Origin of the sequence: Neomoorella stamsii (assembly GCF_002995805.1) — a bacterium.
GTDB classification, from domain to species: Bacteria; Bacillota; DSM-521; order Neomoorellales; family Neomoorellaceae; genus Neomoorella; species Neomoorella stamsii.
Genome location: NZ_PVXL01000004.1, coordinates 1 through 19,163 on the forward strand (window position 1 = coordinate 1; position 19,163 = coordinate 19,163).

The following is a 19,163-nucleotide window of genomic DNA, read 5'->3' on the forward strand; positions in this document are numbered from 1 at the left end:
TCCACAACAACTACGTCTACTGATGATGAAGATGAAGGCTTAGTCTGCCTTCTTGGACTTCATCATAAAAATGAAAATCTAAGAGAGCAAGAGATTTAACGAGCTAGAAGCAAATTATTGAGATAGGAGTTTTGACCTTAAGGCGCTGGTTGAACGCGGGCGACTGTTACCTCTTTTATTATGTTAACCAACGCCTGCAGTGCCCCCTGCTGGACCGGACCATGCCCTGGTTTACCTTGTTGGGGAGCGCTACCTTTGGACTGGCCCTTTCCCTGGCGACTGCCCTGCTGGGCCGGGAGCAAACGCGCCTGGTGGGCTGGCAGGCCATGCTGGCCCTGGTGGGCAGTCACCTGGTGGTTAGGTTTTGTAAAGGCCTGGTGGGCCGGTGTCGTCCCTATCTGGTCCTTCCCGGGGCCCGTTACCTGGCCCGGCCCTGGCAGGACTTTTCCTTCCCCTCGGGACATACGGCCGCCAGTTTTTCCCTGGCGGTAGTCTTCGCCCTGAATTTCCCGGTCCTTACCTGGCCGCTGGTTACGGCGGCCGGTTTAACCGGGCTCAGCCGCATGTATGTGGGCATGCACTACCCTTCCGATGTCCTGGGCGGGGCTACAGTTGGTGCCCTTTTCGCTTATGCAGTTCATTCCTGGCCTTGGTACTAATACAACTCCGGGATATAATACTAATACCCGCAGGGGGAGGCTGCCTTGCCTCTTAACTTGCAGGATACAGGCCTGGGAGCTACCTTAATGATATCCGCTACTTGTTAAGGCCGGCCTGGACCGGGGAGGTAATCGTTTTTATATGATGCAACCCAAAATAAGAATTACCAATTTAAATTTTTATTATGGTTCTAAATGGGCTTTAAAGGATGTTAATCTGGAAATAAAACCCAATTCCGTCACGGCCCTCATTGGCCCCTCGGGGTGCGGCAAATCTACTTTTTTGCGGACCTTAAACCGCTTAAATGACCTCATTGAAGGAGCGCGACTTTCCGGGGAAATCCTTTTGGACGGGCAGAATATTTATGCTCCAGATGTCGATGTGGTCAACTTACGCAAACGGGTAGGTATGGTTTTCCAGCGTCCCAATCCCTTCCCCATGTCCATTTACGATAATGTGGCTTATGGTCCCCGGATTCACGGGCTCCATAACAGGAAAAAACTGGACGAAATTGTGGAGCAGAGTCTCAAGGCAGCGGCCCTGTGGGATGAAGTGGCCGACCGCCTGCGCCAGCCGGCCTTAGGGTTATCCGGGGGCCAGCAGCAGCGCCTGTGCATTGCCAGGCTCCTGGCTGTCGAGCCGGAAGTTGTTCTCATGGACGAGCCTTCCTCGGCCCTGGACCCCATTTCCACTTTAAAAATCGAAGAACTCATCCGGGTCCTCAAGGAAAAATATACCATTATCATAGTTACTCACAATATGCAGCAGGCAGCCCGCGTTTCCGACTATACCGCCTTCTTCCTCAACGGGGAGATGGTGGAATACGATGAGACGGAAATCATCTTTACCAGGCCCCGTGACCAGCGGACGGAAGATTATATTACCGGTCGTTTCGGTTAAAGCCCCTCTAACCAAGAAAAAGCAACTTTTTAACCCATAAAAAGTGACAGAGAAGAAGTGAGGTGAATATAATGGAAGGTAACAAATTTACAGGAGGGCTAACTATGGCCATCACAACCAGGCAGGGCTTTCAACATTCCCTGGAAGATTTGCAGCAAAACATCCTGCGCATGGGGAGTATTGTTGAACAAACCATTGCCAAATCAGTAGAGTGCCTGGCCAGGCAGGATGCCAGAATGGCCGCCGAAGTGGTTGAGGGCGATGTTGTTGTTGACGAGATGGAGTTACAGATTGAAGACCAGTGTTTAAAGCTTATTGCTACCCAGCAGCCCATGGCCAAGGATTTACGCAAAATTGCCGCCGGATTTAAGATTATTACCGATTTAGAGCGTATGGCCGATTATTCAGTTGATATTGCCCGTACGGCCCAGCGTATCCTGGAAACTGGCCAGCCTTTGATCAAGCCCTTAATTGATATTCCCCGCATGGCCGAGTTAGCCCAGGTAATGGTCAAGCAAGCCCTGGATGCTTATGTCCGGGAAGATACAGAACTGGCCTATACGGTAGCCAGGGCAGACGACCAAATCGACATGCTCCACAACCAGGTCTTCCGGGAACTGCTGGTCTTCATGATGGAGGATCCCAAAACCATTACCCAGGCTACCTATTTGCTTTTTGTCAGCCGTTACCTGGAGCGCATAGCCGACCATGCCACCAATATAGCCGAGGAAGCTATTTACCTGGCCACCGGCGAACGGAAAGAATTAAACGATTGAGAGACCCGGGTTAGCTTAACCCGGGTCTTTTAATGACCGGGTAACAGTTCGGGGGGCAGCATTTTTTCCGTTTGAATGAAGGTCGCCGTTAAAAAGGTTATCAGTCCTACCAGGATGGCGGCTCCCAGGAAAAGGGGTAGCCGGCCTAGGGTCATGGCCAGGCCAAAGGCCGGGGGTCCCAGGGCGACACCAAAGAAACGCATGGAACCGTAAAGGCAGGTAATGCCACCCCTCTCCTTAGCGCTCACGCTGGTTATCAAGGTATTGACTGAGGGCAGGACGATACCTGTACCGATCCCCATGACCACCATAGCCAGGAAAAATATATAGATATTATCATAGAAGCCCATAACTGCCAGGGCAGCGGTCTCCAGGACCAGGCCGGCAACAATGGTCATCTTCAGGAAGTTGCCGGCCTTTTGTTGCAGGTAACTGCCGGATAAATAGGAAGTAAGGGCCATGGTACCCACGGGAATGGCTATAAGCAGGCCGGTACTGAGGCCCCGGATACCATAATTTGCTTCCAGGATATCAGAAACGTAACTTAAAACCCCGAACAAAATAAAAAGAACAACCATCCCGGCCAGGATGCAGGCCAGAAGGGATAAGCCCCTGGTCTGGAAAACCTGGCCCAGGTCACGGAAATAGGTCCGGAAGGTTACCCTGTTTTTATCTTGCCCCGAAGGTTCTTTAATGAAGAACCACACGGCCAGGCCAATGGGGATGGCCAGGAAGCCATAGACAAAAAAGGGAGCGAACCAGGCGATGAGGCCGGCAAGGGAGCCGGCAATGGGGCTGACCACCTTTCCCAGCCCGTTGGAAGCCTCCAGTAAACCTAAGGCTTTGGTGCGCTCCTTGCTCTGGAAAATATCGCTGGTCAGGGCCATGGCCAGCTGGTAAGTACCCCCGGCACCAATACCCTGGAGAATGCGGCTACCTAGGATCAGGTAATAAGGGGAAGCTACCAGCCAGGCGGCCAGGCCGGCCAGCAGCCCCCCCAAACCGTAAATGAGCAGGGCCGGTGCCATAAGGGGTTTGCGGCCGTAAGCATCGGACAGGAAACCGGCAAAGGGGATGACAAGGCCGGCTGGCAGGGAAAAAGCCGTAATAAAAAGGCTGACCTGGACCAGGCTGACATTCAAAGTGGTACGCATGACGGGTAGCAAGGGAACCAGCATGGAGTTACCCAGGACCATGATAAAGGGTACGGCACAAAGAATGGCAAAGGGTAATTTCATTGCTGACTGCAACCTGTTAAACCTCCTGGAGAAAGTGCTGCTTCTATTTTGTCTCGGCAGCGCATAAAAAATAAGGGGAGGAGATGCCATGTTTTTCTTTTTGCCGGACAAACATGTGCTGGCCATGGCGACAGTACGCATCCTGTCCAGCATGATTGAATTGACGGCGGCCATCCTGATGTTAAAATTAAACCGGGTTGAGGCTGCTTTAAAAATAAACGCGACCCTGGCTTTTGTTGGCCCGACGGTTATGTTGACGGTGATGGCCCTGGGGCTCTGGGGTCTGGCCGGTAAAATCTCCCCCGTTAAAATGCTGACCATTATCCTGGGGGTGGGCCTCATTTTTTATGGCGTCAGGCGGTAATAATGGTGGGGCAACAGTCGTCTGACCTGTGAAAAAGTACCGCTGGCAAAATTGTTACCCCCTTCCTGCCCCGGGCATAAAGATAAAAAAGCAGGTTAAAAAATAAAAAGACAGGAAGGGGCGAAATTAATGCAGGAAAAAGCAACTACTACCTGGAAAGATGTCCTGGAATTTCCCATTGGTGGACGCCAGCAAAAACCCAGGCAAGCAGGGTTAACCATGGTTATTGACAAGGGTCTGGGCCTGACGGAATTCAGGGATTTGCTGGAGGTGGCAGCGCCCTATATTGATTTCATTAAACTTGGTTTTGGCACTTCCGTTTTTTACCCGGCGGCTATTTTACGGGAAAAAATTCGCCTGGCACGCTCTTACAATGTTGATATTTTTCCCGGCGGCACCTTCTTTGAAGTCGCCGTTCTCCAGGGGCGGCTAAACCTTTACCTGCAAACGGCCAGGGAACTCGGGTATACTTTTATTGAAATCTCCGATGGAACTATTGACATGAGCCGGACCGTGCGGCTGGCGGCGGTGCGCCAGGCCCGGGCGGCAGGCTTTGGCGTCATAACTGAAGTGGGCAAGAAGGACCCGCGGGATGCCCTAAGCGAAGCCCTTCTCTTAAGCCAGATTACCGGCGACCAGGAGGCGGGGGCCGACTATGTCATCGTAGAGGGCCGGGAATCGGGCCAGGGAGTCGTCATTTACGACGGACGCGGGGCCGTCAAGGAAGATATACTAGCCAGCCTGCTGGCAGGCATCAAGGACCTGGACCGGGTGATCTGGGAGGCTCCCCAGAAGCAGCATCAGCAGGCTTTAATAATGCGCCTGGGGCCCAATGTTAACCTGGGCAATGTCCAGCCAGGGGATGTCCTGGCCCTGGAAGCCCTGCGGGTGGGGCTGCGGGGCGATACCTTGAGGACTACCCTGAAGGTGGCTGAAGTGAGTTAAGAGTTAAGAAATACGGGAAGCGGGTGCCGGTAGATGGGGTTCCTGCTTCTCGTTTAATTATTACCTTTTGCTTCCTGGCCGGCAGGAATCTGACCAATCTTTCGCGAATAACTATCGGACCGGCAAGACGTTGGAGGTGCGATTGAGTTTGGAAATCGAAGTCTTTGCTACTTTAAATGGTATACCGGATGAGGCCATTAATAATAAAACAGTTATAGTTATTGATGTGCTGCGGGCAACGACCACCATTACGGTGGCGCTGGCGGCCGGTTGCCTGGAGGTAATTCCCGTCCTGACCCCCGAGGAAGCCATTGAAATGCGTGAGCGCCTGGGGGACGAGCGGGTACTCCTGGGGGGTGAGCGCAATGCCTTAAAAATACCGGGCTTTGACCTGGGCAATTCACCCCTGGAATATACCACCGAAATTGTTGCCGGCAAAAGGTTGATTATAACTACTACCAACGGCACCAGGGCCATTCGCCGGGCAGCAGGCGGCCGCCTGGTTTTCCTGGGCGCCATGATAAATGCTCCGGCGGTGGCCGGACTGGCTGCTACGGCAGCAACTGACATAACCATTATTTGTGCCGGTACCAGGGATCGTTTCTCCCTGGAAGATTTTTTGACAGCCGGGTTACTGGTTGACCAGCTTGCCGGCCAGGGAGAATTTGTCTTGCGCGATGGCGCCCTGGCAGCCAGGGATTATTATTATTGCCACCGGGCCGACCCGGCGGCAGCCCTGAAGGCTAGTTTTCATGGCCGGCTCCTGGCAGACCTGGGAATGGAAGCCGATGTAGAATTCTGTTCTCGGGTGGGCGCGACAGATGTAGTTCCGGTGTATGGTGGCGGTATTATTAAAAAGGCCAGCTAACGCCACTTATGGCGTTCTTGTCCCGGTAGCCCCGGCATATATATGGTACAGGATGGCTGGTACAAGGGGCGTGTTCAATGAGCGCGACAACGGCAATCCTGTTACTACTCATGTTGCTAGGCATACTGGGCCGCTCTAACGTTATTGCAGCCGCTGCTGCTATTCTTTTACTGCTCCAGTTTACTAACCTGCAAAGAATCTATCCTTTCCTTGAACGCCGGGCCCTGGAGGCCGGCCTTATTTTTCTAGTGGTTTCCGTACTGGTGCCCTTTGCGTCCGGCCGGGTATCAGCCCGGGATATGCTGGCCTCCTTTGTTTCCGTACCCGGGATTATAGCCATCGCCAGCGGAATTATTGCCACCCATATGAACTGCCAGGGCCTGGAATTGCTCCAGCGTTTTCCCCAGATGATGATCGGTATGGTTATAGGTTCCATTATCGGTGTAGCCTTTTTTGGCGGTATTCCCGTGGGGCCCCTCATGGCCGGCGGCATTGCTGCCCTGCTGGTAAACCTGCTGGCATGGTTGCGCTAAAATTTTTTATAAACCAGCAGGATTTTTAATTTCTAGCGAGAATATAATATAACAGTGTAAAGAGATTATACCCCTATGGGGTACATTTACAATATATACCAGCTTATAAGAGGTATAAAAGGGGGGATGGTACGGGGGATTTTTTCATATCGTCTTCCGACCAATAAATTTCTTGTGGAAGGGACGAAAGTATGGCCAAGCTGTTAGAGTTTCAAGGTAAGGAATGGCTACGCAAGGCCGGAATCCCGGTTCCTGTGGGCCGGGCGGCATCCTCGCCGGAAGAAGCGGAACAGATTGCTGCGGAGATCAACAAGCCAGTAGCAGTGAAGGCCCAGGTGCAGGCTGGCGGCAGGGGCAAGTCAGGGGCGGTAAAACTGGTTGACACCCCGGCAGAAGCCCGGGCGGCAGCAGCCTCTATTCTTGGTACGGTAATTAAAGGGTATCCGGTGCGTAAAGTCCTGGTGGAAGAGAAGCTGGCTATTGCCCGGGAATTTTACGTGACGATTATTGTTAATTCCGCCCGCAATGCCCGCTGCCCCATGATGATGTTCAGCACCGAGGGCGGCATGGACATTGAAAGTGTTCCGGAAGAGAAGATTTTCAAGCTGCTCATTTCACCCTTAAATGGCCTCGAAATTTACGATGCCGTTGACATGCTGGTGAAGGCCGGCATCCCCAATGACCAGCTGATGACTTTTGCCAGCGTGCTGGTCAAACTGTGGAACGCTTATAAAAAATATGATTGCTTTACCCTGGAAATTAACCCGCTGGTCTTAACCGCTAACGGGGAGCTGGTGGCGGCCGACTGCAAGATGGAGGTAGACAACAGCAGCGTTTACCGTCACCCGGAAATGGGTATTGAAATTGCCAGGGACTTTCCCCATGAGCCTACCGAACTGGATCGTATTGGCTGGGGCATTGAGAAGACCGACACCCGCGGTTCCGGTTTCGTCATGAGCATGGGCTTTGACGAGAAGAGCCCGGGTTATATCGGCTACCATCCCATCGGCGGCGGGTCGGCCATGATGGGCATGGATGCCCTGAACAAAGTCAACCTGAAGCCGGCGAACTACGCTGATACTAGCGGCAACCCGGTTGCTTCCAAGGTGTACCGGGTAGCCAAGGTAGTGCTCTCCCAGCCCAACATTGACGGCTACCTCCTGGGTGGCTTTATGATGGCCAACCAGGAACAATGGCACCACGCCCACGCCGTCGTGAAGGCCCTGCGGGAAGTCCTGCCCAAGAAGCCTGGCCTGCCCTGCGTCTTACTGCTCTGTGGTAACAAGGAAGAAGAATCCCTCGCCATTTTACGCGAAGGGTTAAGCAATGTAGAGGGAGCTACCAGGGTGGAGATTTATGGCCGGGAACATGTTACCGATACCGATTTTATAGGGCAACGATTACTGGCCCTAGTTAAAGAATATCAAGCCGAGAAGCGAAAGTAGGGTGGAACCAGTGCTCGAATTCTGGGAAAGAACAATTAAAGTCACCATCGACACCAGCAAGTGCAGCGAGTGTGAAACAAAGGCCTGCATCGACGCGTGCAAGAAGTTTGCCAGGGGGATGCTGCAGCTCAAGGACGGCGTACCCTCGGTGGCCCATTTGAGTGAAGATGAGGTCCAGCGCCGGGGAACAGAATGCCTTGCCTGTGAGTATGAATGCTGGTTCCGCGGCAAGAGCGCCATTAAAATTGACGTTCCCATTGAAGGACTGGATGAGTACCTGCGCAAGCGAGGTCTGCTGGAAGAGAATACCATCCAGTAATAGGAAAAGGATAAAGAGGGATAATCATGGGGATTTTAATTGATAAAAATACCAAGGTTATTGTCCAGGGGATTACCGGCAGGGAAGGTTCCCTCCGGGCCAAGTATATGAAGGATTACGGCACGAAGGTTGTGGCCGGGACAAGTCCCGGTAAGGGCGGCGAAGAGGTAGCGGGTATTCCCGTCTATCATACCGTCAAGCAGGCCGTGGCCGAACACGGGGAAATTGACTTTAGTGTTATCTTCGTACCCGGCCGGGCTTTGAAAGCGGTGGTTAAAGAGGCCGCCGACGCCGGGGTTAAAAATATCGTCCCCTGTGTAGAATCGGTACCCATCCACGACATTATGGAAATGGTGGAGTACTGCAAGCTGAAGGGGACCAGGCTCATCGGCCCGGGCTCCATCGGCATCATTACGCCCGGGGAGGCGGTTGTCGGCTGGCTGGGCGGTAATGTCGAATGGGCTAACTCCTTCTTCAGGCCGGGACCAATTGGTGTTTTCTCCCGCAGCGGCGGCCAGTCGGGAACTATTCCCTGGATCCTCAAGGAAAACGGTTACGGCGTGAGTACCGTCGTCCACACGGGTACGGAACCTGTGCTGGGGACTTCCTTTGCTGACCTGCTACCCCTTTTCGAAGAAGATCCCCAGACGGAAGCCGTAGCCGTATTTTCCGAGATTGGCGGCACCCAAGAAGAAGAATGCGCGGAAGTAATTGCTGCGGGTAAATTCACCAAACCCTTTGTAATCTATGTGGCAGGGGCCTGGGCACCGGAAGGCCAGCGCTTCTCCCACGCTTCTAGCATTGTGGAAAGGGGCCGCGGTTCGGCCAAGAGCAAGATGGAAGCCATCCAGAAAGCCGGCGGCTATGTGGCTATGAGCCCGAATGATATCCCGCGTATCCTCAAAAACGTACTCAAGCATTAGGAGGTAATAGAAGAAATGCCAGTAATGCGTTCTGTCCTTTATGTCCCTGGCAATAATCCCAAGATGATTGCCAAGGCGCCTACCTTCCCCGCCGACATAATCACCCTGGACCTGGAAGATTCGGTGCCACCGGCGGAGAAGGAAAATGCGCGGAACCTTATCCGCGAGAACCTTAAGGCTGTTGGTGCTAATGGCTCTGAGGTATACGTACGCATCAATAACTGGGAAACCGAGATGACCAATGACGACCTGGAGGCCATTGTCTATGAGGGCCTGCAGGGGGTTACCCTGGCGAAGTGCGGTCATCCGGACCACGTCAAGCGCCTGGACTGGAAATTAGAAGAATTGGAACGGCGCCGCGGCCTGCCCATAGGGAGCATCAAGGTGTCTCTCCTGCTGGAAACCGCTAAAGGTATTATCCATGCCTATGAGTCCTGCATCGCCAGCCCGCGGGTGGTTAGTGCCATCTTCGGTGCCGTTGACTATTGCAAGGACATGCGGGTCAAATTGACTTCCGAGGGCAAGGAGCAGGAATACGCCCGTGCCCATATGGCAGTTGCCGCCCGGGCGGCCGGGGTAGTTGCCATTGACTGCCCGTTTGTCGCTTACCAGGATATGGAAGCTTTCGAGAAGAGTGTGCTCCAGGGCCGGCAGATGGGTTATGAAGGCAGGATGCTGATCCATCCCAGCCAGGTTGAACCCGCTAACCGCCTCTACTCCCCGGATCCCGCTGATGTAGAATGGGCCCGCGGTGTTGTTAAAGCCTTTGAAGAAGAAGCCATTGCTAAAGGCAAAGCAGCTATTTCCTACCAGGGCAAGATGGTGGACACCCCCGTATACCTCAACGCCAAGGATATCTTGAGCGCCTACGAAGAGATCCAGGCTAAAGATGCCGCCAGGAAGAACGCGTAAAGAGCGAGGTGTATGGCTGGCAGCTTTTTAAAAAAGCTGCCAGCCGGTTCAACCATTAGACCATCACGTCAGTGGCGCTTCCCCTTACCCCCTGGTCTCTGGTTTCTACCTTTTTACGTAAAGGAGGTATACCATAATGAATATTCAGGAAAGAGCCCTTGAACTTCACAAAGAGTGGCAGGGTAAAATTGAAGTATGCAGCAGGGTACCTGTGCGGGACCGTATGGATTTATCCCTCGCGTACACCCCCGGAGTTGCCGAACCCTGCAAGGAGATTCACAAAGACCCCAAACTTGTAGACGTATATACACGCCGCTGGAATATGGTAGCAGTAGTATCCGACGGCTCGGCGGTCCTCGGCCTCGGTAACATTGGCGCCCGGGCGGCCATGCCTGTCATGGAAGGAAAAAGCCTGCTTTTTAAAACCTTTGCCGGCGTCGATGCCTTCCCCATCTGCATCGATTCCCAGGATGTAGACGAGATTGTCAGGACAGTCCAGCTCCTGACCCCCACCTTTGGCGGCGTCAACCTGGAGGATATTGCCGCGCCCCGCTGTTTCGAAATCGAGCGGCGCCTCAAGGAAACCACCGACATCCCCATCTTCCATGACGACCAGCACGGCACGGCTGTGGTAGTATTGAGCGGCATCATTAACGCCTGTAAGATTACCAAGCGGGAACTTAACGACCTGCAGGTAGTTATCAACGGCGCCGGCGCGGCCGGTATTGCCACCGCCAAACTCCTCCTCAGTGTAGGTGTCAAAGACGTGATCCTGTGCGATTCCAGGGGTATTGTCTGCTCCAAGCGCCAGGACCTAAACCAGGAAAAACGGGAGATGCTCAAAATCTCTAACAAAGAGGACCGCTGCGGCACCCTGGCCGATGCCATGGTAGGGGCCAACTGCTTTATCGGTCTTTCTGTGAAGGACGCCGTTACCCAGGACATGGTCCGCTCCATGGGTAAAGACCCCATCATCTTTGCCATGGCCAACCCTGTTCCGGAAATCTATCCCGACAAGGCCCGGGAAGCCGGCGCGGCCGTGGTGGGTACGGGGCGGAGCGACTTCCCCAACCAGGTCAACAACGTCCTCGGCTTCCCCGGTATCTTCCGCGGTGCCCTTGACGTGAAGGCTTCCGACATCAATGAACCCATGAAGATTGCCGCCGCCCATGCCCTGGCCGACCTGGTAGGCGACAGGCTCTCACCCGATTTCGTCATGCCTGAGGCCTTTGACCTCCGGGTGGCACCGGCGGTGGCGGCAGCTGTGGCTAAAGCCGCCATGGAGAGCGGCGTGGCCCGGGAGCCGAAGGACCCCGAGTGGGTGAAGAAACATACGGAAGAGCTTATTGGTGTCGCGAAGTAGAATAGCGTTTACAGGAACCTGCGCCAAGATACTGCGGGCGACACTTTTAAGCGCGTGGTCAGGAAATATAACGAGCCGGCTGGATGCCCTATCCAGGCGGCTTTTTCTGGCATAGTATAACCCCCTTGCCTGCCGGGCACAATAACATAAAAAAGGCAGGTGCAGCAAACTGGTTAACCGCATCGACTCTCCTGGCTGGCCCCGGGAAGCGCCGGAACCCAACAGCGTGCCCCATCCCGAGACCTCACCACCGGAATTCCCCATGGAAGTAGAACCGGTAACTGATCCCCCGCAGGGGGATTTTCTGTTATAATAAAGCATATAGCTGGTCAATACTCCCAATTGCTGTTATAATGGTAACATATGGAATAAGGAGGAGGAAAAATGGCCGCACGCACCAAGGTAACCTTACCCCAGCTCCGGGCCATGAAAGAGCGGGGTGAGAAGATTACCATGGTAACCGCTTATGATTACCCTTCAGCGTTGCTGGCTGACCGGGCCGGCATGGACATGCTCCTGGTGGGCGATTCCCTGGGCATGGTGGTCCTGGGTTACCAGAGTACAGTACCCGTAACTATGGATGAGATGGTGCACCATACCCGCGCCGTCATGCGGGCCAACCCGGCAGCCCTGGTAGTGGCCGACCTGCCCTTCCTGTCTTACCAGGCCAGTGTCCAGGACGCCGTTTATAATGCCGGCCGCCTGGTCAAGGAGGGCGGAGCCGATGCCGTCAAGCTGGAAGGTGGCCGGGCCATGATACCCATGGTCCGGGCTATAGTCGATGCCGGCATCCCGGTCATGGGCCACCTGGGGTTAACCCCCCAATCGGTAGTCCAGCTGGGCGGCTACCGCGTCCAGGGACGGGAGGCAGCCGCAGCCGAGAAGATTGCCGCCGATGCCGCGGAATTGGTGGAAGCAGGTATCTTTTCCCTGGTTCTCGAATGTGTACCGGCAGAACTGGCCCGGCGGATAACGGCTGAACTACCGGTACCGACCATCGGCATAGGTGCCGGGCCTGATTGTGACGGCCAGGTGCTGGTTTACCATGACCTCCTGGGCCTCTTTGACCGCTTCCAGCCCAAATTTGTCAAGCGCTATGTCAACCTTGGTGAAGCCATCGTCAAGGCCCTTGCAGATTACCGGGAAGAGGTCCGCCAGGGGAAATTCCCCGGTGAAGAACACAGTTTCCGGTAAAAGGATGTATGGAGGGACGCTGTTAGTTGCTCAATTACCTGGACCTGCTCTTGCTTCTACTCCTGGCCTGGGGCGCCTGGCGGGGTTACCGCCTGGGCTTTGTTAACCTGGTAGCCGGCTGGATCAGCTACCTGGTGGCGGGGCTAGTGGCAGCCCTGTATGCCCGGCCCCTGGCCGAAGCCCTGGACCAGGCCTGGCATTTAACCAGTCGCTGGGGTAACGGGCTGGCTCCCCTCTTACCATTACCACGATCGGTTCTCAGCCAGCCCCTGGGTACGGCGGCCACCAGGCAGATGGAAATCCTTTTAAACGGCACGCCCTTACCGGGTATGATAAAACAGAGCCTGCTGGAGGGCCTGGAGAAGGTTTCCGGAGGTACGGTGGGCCAAGCCCTGGCCGGGCAGCTGGTCTTCTTGGGCCTGGAATTAATAACCCTGGTGGTCCTGTTTTACGGCAGTTTATTTCTTTTACGCCGCCTGGCTCGTTGGGGCACCATGGGGATCAACATGGCACCTGCTGGCCTGGTAAACCGGGGACTGGGCCTGGCTCTGGGCCTCCTGGGGCAGGTCTTCTGGCTGGCTTTGCTGGTAGGGATGCTGCGCTCCCTCCTGGCCCTACCGGCCATGACGGCGGCTCCCGGTTTTGTACCCCTGGCCCGGCAGCTCTATAACTCCGGCATGGCCTTCCAGTTGGGCAATTTTTATGACTGGCTGGCCGGATTGTTGCATACCCTAATCTAGGGGTTGGCGACAGGAGGCCTTCTAAGGAATGAAAGAAAAAGAATGGGGTTTCTGCCTCCAGGTTAACAAAAAAGGAGGAATTGCGTAATGGCAGAAAAAGAAGAAAGCAGGGGCAAAAAACTACAAAAAGAACTGGCCCTACCCCAAAAGAGTGCCTGGGAGCGTTTGGAAGGGGATACCAGGGAAAAGGTTTTTGCCTTTGCCGAGGGGTATAAAACCTTCTTAAGCCGGGCTAAAACTGAACGGGAAGCCGTCCGTGCCGCCCTGGAAGCCGCCCGGGGGCGCGGTTTTGTTTCCCTGGCTGACCTGCCTCCCGGCCGGGGGTTAAATCCCGGGAGCCGCTTCTACCTGGAATGGCGGGGTAAAGTCCTGCTCATGGGCATAATGGGAACGGCCGACCTGGCCGAAGGTATAAGGCTGGTGGGGGCTCATGTTGATGCGCCACGCCTGGACCTGAAACCCATGCCCCTCTATGAAAAAGACGGCCTGGCCATGTTCAAAACCCACTATTACGGCGGCATCAAGAAATACCAGTGGACGGCCCTCCCCCTGGCCCTGCACGGCGTGATTATGTTACGGAACGGTCGCCGGGTGGAAGTGGTAATCGGTGAAGACAGCGCGGATCCCATTTTTACCATAAGTGATTTATTACCTCACCTGGCCAAGGAGCAGATGAAAAAGACAATGGAAGAAGCCCTGAACGGGGACGATTTAAACCTGGTAGTGGGCAGCATACCCTATCCCGGCGAAGATGATCTAAAAGATAAAATTCGCCTGGCCATTCTCCAGCTGTTAAATGAGCGTTATGGCCTGGTGGAAGAGGACCTGATCACGGCGGAGCTGGAACTGGTGCCGGCCGGTCCGGCCCGGGACCTGGGTTTTGACCGCTCCCTGGTAGGAGGTTACGGCCAGGACGACCGGGTCTGCGGCTACACGGCCCTGCAGGCCATCCTGGACCTGGAGGTGCCCCGCCATACGGCCCTGGTGCTCCTGGTAGATAAAGAAGAAATCGGCAGTACAGGTAATACCGGCGCCCATTCCCGCCTCCTGGAATATGCCATAACTGAACTGGCGGCCCGTGTGGGTACCACAAGCATTATCCATGTAGGCCGGATTATGGCCAATTCCCAGGCCATTTCCGCTGACGTCACCGCCGGTGTCGATCCCACCTATGAAAATGTCTTCGACATGCATAATGCCTCCCGCCTGGGGTACGGCGTAGTTTTAAACAAATACTCAGGTGCCCGGGGCAAATACGACGCCAATGACGCCAGTGCCGAGTTTATGGGCCGGCTGCGGGACATTTTCAACCAGAACCAGGTTATCTGGCAGAGCGGCGAAATGGGCAAGGTGGATGCCGGCGGCGGCGGGACCATAGCCAAGTTCCTGGCCTACTTTGGCCTGGATGTGGCCGATTGCGGCCCGGCCCTCCTCTCCATGCACGCTCCCCTGGAGATAGCCAGTAAGGTGGATATTTATATGGCCTACCGGGCCTACAAGGCTTTTCTTGCCAGTTAAGGATTTTTAAGCAGGAAAAGCAAAACCTTATGGAGAAAAAGTATATAAAAAGCCCTGGTACCTTGAGAGCGGATGGGCGCCAGGTGCTTTTCTTTTAAAAGGGAGGTTGACACGGTGGAAAAAATAGTAGATGCCCGCGGGCTGGCCTGCCCGCAACCGGTTATCCAGACCAAAAAGGCCCTGGAAACTTTGGAGCCGGATGGCGAGCTGGTTACTATTGTCGATAATGAGGTGGCCCGGGATAATGTTTTAAAGCTGGCGCGGAGCCTGGAGTGTGAGACCAGCGTCAGGGAACAGGGAAGTGAGTACTATATCCATATTCGCAAGGAAAGCATACCGGCTACCCAGTTAAGCGTTAATCCGGGCCAGGTATTACTGGTAACCTCGGCCAACCTGGGCCGCGGTTCCGAAGAACTGGGGAGCATCCTCATGCGCAGCTTCTTTTACAGCTTGGGTGAAACGGAAGTGCTGCCCCGGCGGGTACTCTTTATCAACAGTGGTGTCCAGCTCTGCTGCCAGGGTTCACCAGTGCTGGACAGCCTGCTAACCCTGGAGCAAAAGGGAGTGGAAATCCTGGCCTGCGGCACCTGCCTGGACTATTACCACCTGAAGGAAAAATTGTGTGCCGGTAGCGTTACCAATATGTATACCATTATTGAGCACCTCATGGCTGCGGAAAAGGTAATTACCCTCTAGGGGAGTGGTGACTTTGCTCTGGCAGCGCCGGCGTTACCGGGATGAGCAGCGCCTGTCAGCAGCCCTGGCAGGTTGCCGGGGCAAAATAGCTAAAGGTTTGCGACGGGAGTTGTGCCGGCTGGACGCCCTGGCCCTGGCCGGGCTCCTTGCCGGCCTCTGGCCGCGCCTGGAGGAAGCTACCCGTGAGCAGCTGGCGGCTCTAGCGGAGGAAGAAGGTTTTATTGACGCGTGGCTGCGGGCCCTGGAACAGGGAAAAGCCGGCGAGAAAGCTGCGGCGGCCACCATCCTGGGCGAGATGGAAATTAAACGCGCCCTTGGCCCCCTCCTGGCGGCCCTGGGGGACCGGGATGAAGGCGTCCAGATGGCAGCAACTGCCGCCCTTACCCGCTTACGTGACCGGCGCTGCCTGGAACCGTTGCTTGCAGCCCTGGCGGAACCCCGGCGCTGGCCGCCGGCGCGGGTGGCCGAGGTGTTGTTAGCCTTAGGAACAGCCAGCATCCCGCCTTTACTGGATCTCCTGGCCCGGGGGCCGGAAGATATTTCCTTACGGGTGATAAATATCCTGGGCCTCTTTGAGGATGGCCGGGTCTTGCCGGCCCTGGAGCATTGCCTTGAGAATGGGACCGCTGCCGTGCGCAGAGCGGCAGCCATGGCCCTTGGAGAAACAGGCTGCGGCCAGGCCGCCGAAAGTTTAAAGAAGGCCCTGGCCGACCCGGTGGCCGCAGTGCGAGCCGCCGCCGCCCGTTCCCTGGGGAGGTTAAAGTGCCGGGAGGCAGGGGACCTGCTTAAAGGTTGCCTGGCCGATGCAACCTGGGAAGTCCGGGTGGCTGCCGGCGCAGCCCTGGCCGAGCTGGGTGCAGCAAGGGAAGAGCAAGCAATGGGAGGAGAACACCAGGATGGATCTGCAGGTCGGCGATATCGTCCAGACCAGAAAGAAACACCCCTGCGGCAGCGACCAGTGGGAGATATTACGGGTAGGCATGGATTTTCGCCTGCGCTGCCTGGGATGCGGCCGTTTAATCCTTATTCCTCGCCTGAAAGCGGAAAAGAGCATTAAAAAAGTAATTTCTAAGTTGCCTTGAGCAGGGTCAGGATTTGCAAGGCCTTCCTGGGAGTGGCGGCCTGTTTTTCATATAAATAACGCAAATAATTGAGGTTGAGGAGGCGCTGCCGGCATTCGGTGAGGCTGGGGATATCACCTGGATTTAAACTGACGGTCGAACAGCAACGGGCTGCAGCTGCCTCCAGGTAACTACCCATGAGCACCGGGCGGCCCAGTTCGGCCTCAATGGCCTCTGCCTGGGCAAAGGCAGTGGGGCAATGGTTGTCAAAAAACGTGCAGGAAGGAAAAACGAAATAATCGACTCCTTCTTGACGAACCAGGCGGCGGGCCACATCCAGGCGGCCGGTACCCGGGCAGCCCGGGCAGGGCTGCATGGCCACGATTTTAGCTCCCGGCAGCTCCCCTAGCGGTCCCCTTTTTTTCTCCAGGGCCAGGAAACAGAGAATATGGGCCTGGTAGCCAGGGCATCCCTTCTTCCAGTGATCCTGGCAGGCAATAATACCAACTCGGTGCATTTTAAGAAGCCCTCTTTTATAGAAAATGATAATTTAACCAGATTGGCATCGATTTTCCACAACGATAGCAGTTTAACATATCGGCCTTCAAAAAAATGTCGGAAGCTGACGACAATCCAACTTAATAATTTTAAGAAAAGATAAAGGATGTTTAAAAAACTGGCCTCTACTTTTAATTATCTCTTCCCTTAAAAGTCGGTTGCCCCTATAAAAACTTAAGTGGTGCCCCGGCCCCCCGAGATATATGACGGTGGAAGCTAATTTAGCGGCTATGCCTTCCTGGTTCCTTTCTCTATCTGGAGTTGATAATAATAGTTGGTGCTACCTCCGGGATCCTTGGTATAATATAATAAACAGGTAAGGCAAATTAAACGCTGGTGATCTACTTGTTGCTCAATACATACCAGAGGTCCTATCAAGTTCACTATTATGAAACCAATTTTATGTTAGAAGCCTCACCGGTGACTGTCCTGGGTTACCTGGAAGAAACGGCCACCTGGCATTCTGAAACAGCTGGCAACAGCATTGCCAGCTTAAACGCCGCCGGCCGGGGCTGGGTCGTCTACCGCTATCATCTCCAGGTGAGCCGCTACCCCCGCTGGCAGGAAAAGATAACCGTCACCACCTGGGTGGAACGCTTCCAGCGCTGTTTTGCCTACCGTAATTTTTATATCCATGATGCCGGGGGTAACCTCCTGGGCCGGGCCGCATCCGTGTGGATCTTCCTGGATATCGCCAGTAAAAAGCCCCTGCGGATACCGCCCGCGGTAAGCGCACCTTATGGGCTTTATCCTGAGGCGGCCATCCCGGCAGGCTTTAGCGAGCTACCAACTCTGGAAAGCCCATCTATTACGGCAGAATTTACCGTGGGGGCAGCAGATATGGATATCAACCACCATGCCAATAACAAAAGGTATATAAACTGGCTGCTGGAGAGCGTGCCCCTCGAAGTCCACCGGCAGGCCTTTCCGGCCACCATCGAGATTGTTTATAAAAAAGACGCCCGCTACGGGGATCACATCTTGAGCGAGAGTCAGGAGCTAAAGGCCGGGGACGGTACCAGGTGTTACCTCCACCGCCTCACCTGCCCGAAAAAAGAACTAGAACTAGCCCTGGCCCGGACCACCTGGCAGGAACGCTAACTAATTTATTGATACTGATACCAGGTCATATTTTATGTTCTTCGTGGCAAAGGAGCGAAGGTTCAATGCGAGCAAATATGGAAGTAAGGCTTATCCATAATGGCCGGGAATGGATAGCCGGTGATGCTAATTTTGAGGCCAGGGGTCGTACCCTGGTTGAACTGGACCAGAGCATTAAAAACGCCCTACGGAAAAGCGGCAAATTTCAGCAGGGAACAAAAGTCACGGTCCTGATGAAATTTGATTACGAAACCATGCCCGATTATGCCCGTGTCCGGCAGTATATGCCTGCTTATTTCAACCGCGTGTTAGCAGTGGAATTATAGTAATGGTAACAGAGGTTGTTGGCCACCAAGCGAAGCGATAAAATATCTTCAGGCAAAAAGGCGGGAGGTGGTAATAGTGAGCCTGGCCCTAAAGGAAATAGCAGTTAGCAAAGATAAGGTTTATACCTACGACGATTACTGCCGGCTACCGGAGGGAGCTCCTTACCAGCTCATCGGGGGAGAACTGGTATTGACACCATCGCCCACTTCTTACCACCAGATAATTTCTATGCAGCTCGTGTCTAAAATGGTCGCTTATGTAACCGCAAAGAATTTAGGTATAGTTTTACATGCGCCTATGGATGTTTATCTCGAGGAAACTGAAACCTACCAGCCGGACATTATTTTCATTGCCCGCGACCGGATGGATATTATTAAACCTGAAAAGATCGAGGGCGCCCCGGACCTGGTGGTGGAAATCCTTTCCCCCACGACAGCCTATTATGACCTGCGCCAGAAATACAAGGTTTACGGAAAACATGGCGTCAAGGAGTATTGGATTATAGATCCCCAGGATAAATCCATTCAGGTTTTTTCCCTGGTGGAAGGCAAATTTAAACTGGACCAGGATATTGAGAAAGAAGGAATTGTCCGTTCCCGGGTAATAGAGGGTTTTTGTGTTAATGTTGTAGATATTTTCTATAATCCTCTTATAGAGGATTATCCCGACCGAAAGCAAGAAAATGGTGGCAGCCAATAATTTGATCCAGGGCTATTTCGCAA

At 54.3% G+C, this 19,163-nt stretch carries 22 protein-coding genes and 1 pseudogene; 21 read left to right on the top strand and 2 right to left on the bottom strand.

Annotated features, from left to right (window positions below):
- Positions 1-131 precede the first annotated feature (131 nt).
- From MOST_RS00050 to phoU, 3 genes are all read left to right on the top strand, one after another.
- A complete protein-coding gene (locus tag MOST_RS00050; RefSeq protein WP_106006974.1) occupies positions 132-659 on the top strand; it encodes a phosphatase PAP2 family protein in 528 nt (175 codons plus the stop codon).
- Positions 660-801: 142 nt separating this feature from the next.
- Entirely contained in the window at positions 802-1,560 is a 759-nt protein-coding gene (pstB, locus tag MOST_RS00055) for a phosphate ABC transporter ATP-binding protein PstB (protein ID WP_054937854.1), read from the top strand.
- Between the two features lie 104 nt (positions 1,561-1,664).
- Entirely contained in the window at positions 1,665-2,336 is a 672-nt protein-coding gene (gene phoU / locus MOST_RS00060; protein ID WP_054937855.1) for a phosphate signaling complex protein PhoU, read from the top strand.
- Between the two features lie 29 nt (positions 2,337-2,365).
- Here the strand turns inward: phoU and MOST_RS00065 are convergent, their stop codons facing one another.
- Positions 2,366-3,586, bottom strand: coding sequence for an MFS transporter (locus MOST_RS00065; protein WP_106006975.1), 1,221 nt, complete (start codon positions 3,584-3,586; stop codon positions 2,366-2,368).
- Between the two features lie 76 nt (positions 3,587-3,662).
- Here MOST_RS00065 and MOST_RS00070 point away from each other — a divergent pair, with 76 nt between their 5' ends.
- The 15 genes and pseudogenes from MOST_RS00070 to MOST_RS17730 all read left to right on the top strand — a co-directional run bounded on the left by MOST_RS00070 (position 3,663) and on the right by MOST_RS17730 (position 16,476).
- Positions 3,663-3,938 (top strand): YqhV family protein, encoded by a 276-nt coding sequence (locus MOST_RS00070; protein ID WP_054937856.1) that lies wholly within the window; start codon positions 3,663-3,665, stop codon positions 3,936-3,938.
- A 129-nt stretch (positions 3,939-4,067) separates the two neighbouring features.
- The gene (gene comA, locus MOST_RS00075; protein ID WP_054937857.1) at positions 4,068-4,883 is read left to right on the top strand and encodes a phosphosulfolactate synthase; all 816 of its coding nucleotides are present in this window, start codon (positions 4,068-4,070) and stop codon (positions 4,881-4,883) included.
- Between the two features lie 148 nt (positions 4,884-5,031).
- On the top strand, positions 5,032-5,751 hold the full coding sequence (locus tag MOST_RS00080; RefSeq protein WP_054937858.1) for a 2-phosphosulfolactate phosphatase family protein: 720 nt from the start codon (positions 5,032-5,034) through the stop codon (positions 5,749-5,751).
- Positions 5,752-5,828: 77 nt separating this feature from the next.
- Positions 5,829-6,284, top strand: coding sequence for a DUF441 domain-containing protein (locus MOST_RS00085; protein WP_054937859.1), 456 nt, complete (start codon positions 5,829-5,831; stop codon positions 6,282-6,284).
- 191 nt (positions 6,285-6,475) lie between these two features.
- Positions 6,476-7,729, top strand: coding sequence for an ATP-grasp domain-containing protein (locus MOST_RS00090; protein WP_054937860.1), 1,254 nt, complete (start codon positions 6,476-6,478; stop codon positions 7,727-7,729).
- A gap of 10 nt (positions 7,730-7,739) precedes the next feature.
- Positions 7,740-8,048, top strand: a complete 309-nt coding sequence (locus tag MOST_RS00095; RefSeq protein ID WP_054937861.1) for a hypothetical protein — start codon at positions 7,740-7,742, stop codon at positions 8,046-8,048.
- Between the two features lie 26 nt (positions 8,049-8,074).
- A complete protein-coding gene (locus tag MOST_RS00100) occupies positions 8,075-8,971 on the top strand; it encodes a succinate--CoA ligase subunit alpha (protein WP_054937862.1) in 897 nt (298 codons plus the stop codon).
- Between the two features lie 15 nt (positions 8,972-8,986).
- Positions 8,987-9,883: an HpcH/HpaI aldolase/citrate lyase family protein gene (locus MOST_RS00105; protein WP_054937863.1), complete on the top strand. Its 897-nt coding sequence runs from the start codon at positions 8,987-8,989 to the stop codon at positions 9,881-9,883.
- A gap of 133 nt (positions 9,884-10,016) precedes the next feature.
- A complete protein-coding gene (locus MOST_RS00110; protein ID WP_054937864.1) occupies positions 10,017-11,246 on the top strand; it encodes a malic enzyme-like NAD(P)-binding protein in 1,230 nt (409 codons plus the stop codon).
- Positions 11,247-11,630: 384 nt separating this feature from the next.
- Complete coding sequence (panB, locus tag MOST_RS00115; RefSeq protein WP_054937865.1) at positions 11,631-12,440, top strand: 3-methyl-2-oxobutanoate hydroxymethyltransferase; 810 nt, start codon at positions 11,631-11,633, stop codon at positions 12,438-12,440.
- 26 nt (positions 12,441-12,466) lie between these two features.
- On the top strand, positions 12,467-13,180 hold the full coding sequence (locus MOST_RS00120; protein ID WP_054937866.1) for a CvpA family protein: 714 nt from the start codon (positions 12,467-12,469) through the stop codon (positions 13,178-13,180).
- An 87-nt stretch (positions 13,181-13,267) separates the two neighbouring features.
- Positions 13,268-14,698 carry an aminopeptidase gene (locus tag MOST_RS00125; protein ID WP_054937867.1) on the top strand — a complete coding sequence of 477 codons (1,431 nt, stop codon included), beginning with the start codon at positions 13,268-13,270 and terminating at the stop codon, positions 14,696-14,698.
- A gap of 114 nt (positions 14,699-14,812) precedes the next feature.
- The gene (gene yedF / locus MOST_RS00130) at positions 14,813-15,394 is read left to right on the top strand and encodes a sulfurtransferase-like selenium metabolism protein YedF (RefSeq protein WP_083476790.1); all 582 of its coding nucleotides are present in this window, start codon (positions 14,813-14,815) and stop codon (positions 15,392-15,394) included.
- Between the two features lie 7 nt (positions 15,395-15,401).
- A pseudogene (locus tag MOST_RS18330) lies at positions 15,402-16,247 on the top strand (HEAT repeat domain-containing protein); the annotation flags it as partial.
- A gap of 43 nt (positions 16,248-16,290) precedes the next feature.
- The gene (locus MOST_RS17730) at positions 16,291-16,476 is read left to right on the top strand and encodes a DUF951 domain-containing protein (RefSeq protein ID WP_156272728.1); all 186 of its coding nucleotides are present in this window, start codon (positions 16,291-16,293) and stop codon (positions 16,474-16,476) included.
- Here the strand turns inward: MOST_RS17730 and MOST_RS00140 are convergent.
- Positions 16,463-16,972 carry a CGGC domain-containing protein gene (locus tag MOST_RS00140; protein WP_054937870.1) on the bottom strand — a complete coding sequence of 170 codons (510 nt, stop codon included), beginning with the start codon at positions 16,970-16,972 and terminating at the stop codon, positions 16,463-16,465. The genes MOST_RS17730 and MOST_RS00140 overlap by 14 nt on opposite strands.
- Positions 16,973-17,361: 389 nt before the next feature.
- On the opposite strand from MOST_RS00140, the gene MOST_RS00145 reads away from it, so the two are divergent.
- The 3 genes from MOST_RS00145 to MOST_RS00155 all read left to right on the top strand — a co-directional run bounded on the left by MOST_RS00145 (position 17,362) and on the right by MOST_RS00155 (position 19,140).
- Entirely contained in the window at positions 17,362-18,114 is a 753-nt protein-coding gene (locus tag MOST_RS00145) for an acyl-[acyl-carrier-protein] thioesterase (RefSeq protein WP_054937871.1), read from the top strand.
- Positions 18,115-18,179: 65 nt separating this feature from the next.
- Entirely contained in the window at positions 18,180-18,440 is a 261-nt protein-coding gene (locus MOST_RS00150; protein WP_054937872.1) for a DUF5395 family protein, read from the top strand.
- Between the two features lie 76 nt (positions 18,441-18,516).
- Positions 18,517-19,140: a Uma2 family endonuclease gene (locus tag MOST_RS00155; protein ID WP_054937873.1), complete on the top strand. Its 624-nt coding sequence runs from the start codon at positions 18,517-18,519 to the stop codon at positions 19,138-19,140.
- The last annotated feature ends 23 nt before the right edge of the window (positions 19,141-19,163 follow it).